Below are 774 nucleotides of genomic sequence, written 5' to 3' on the forward strand. Positions count from 1 at the left end.
ATGTAGTCTTTACCTTCTAGACGCCATTTACCTGCGTCTTTTGCTCCGTTTTCACCGTTGTATTGGATGAAGTCTTCGTAACCAACGACTTCTGCACGGATGAAGCCTTTTTCAAAGTCAGTGTGGATCTTCGCTGCTGCCTTTGGTGCTGTTGCGCCTACAGGAATTGTCCATGCACGAACTTCTTTAACGCCAGCTGTGAAGTACGTCTGTAGACTTAGCAGTTCGTAACCAGCACGAATTACGCGGTTTAGACCAGGTTCTTCGATGCCTAGATCCGCTAGAAACTCTTCGCGTTCGTCGTCTTCTAGTTCAGCCATTTCTGATTCGATCGCTGCACATACAGGAACAACCACGTTGTTTTCTTTTGCTGCGAACTCACGTACTGCGTCTAGGTACGGGTTGTCTTCAAAACCATCTTCATTTACGTTTGCAATGTACATGGTTGGTTTTAGCGTTAGGAAGTTTAGGTAACCTACAGCTGCTAGTTCTTCTTTAGAAAGCTCAACGGTACGCGCTGAACCACCTTCTGTTAGTACAGGAAGCAGCTTTTCTAGAACTGTCAGCTCGAACTTCGCGTCTTTGTCGCCGCCTTTTGCTTTCTTCGCGTTACGCTGAATCGCGCGCTCACAAGAATCAAGGTCAGCCATAGCTAGTTCAAGGTTGATTACTTCAATATCTTCGATTGGAGATACTTTACCTGCAACGTGAACGATATTTTCGTTTTCGAAACAGCGTACAACGTGACCGATAGCGTCTGTTTCACGGATGTTC

Annotated in this window: 1 protein-coding gene; it reads right to left on the minus strand. The window is 46.0% G+C overall.

Annotated features, from left to right (window positions below):
- The coding region (gene ychF, locus R7O13_RS26230) for a redox-regulated ATPase YchF (RefSeq protein ID WP_318305124.1) at positions 1-774 on the minus strand (774 nt) is incomplete at both ends.

It is taken from the genome of Vibrio sp. Y176 (genome assembly GCF_033438945.1).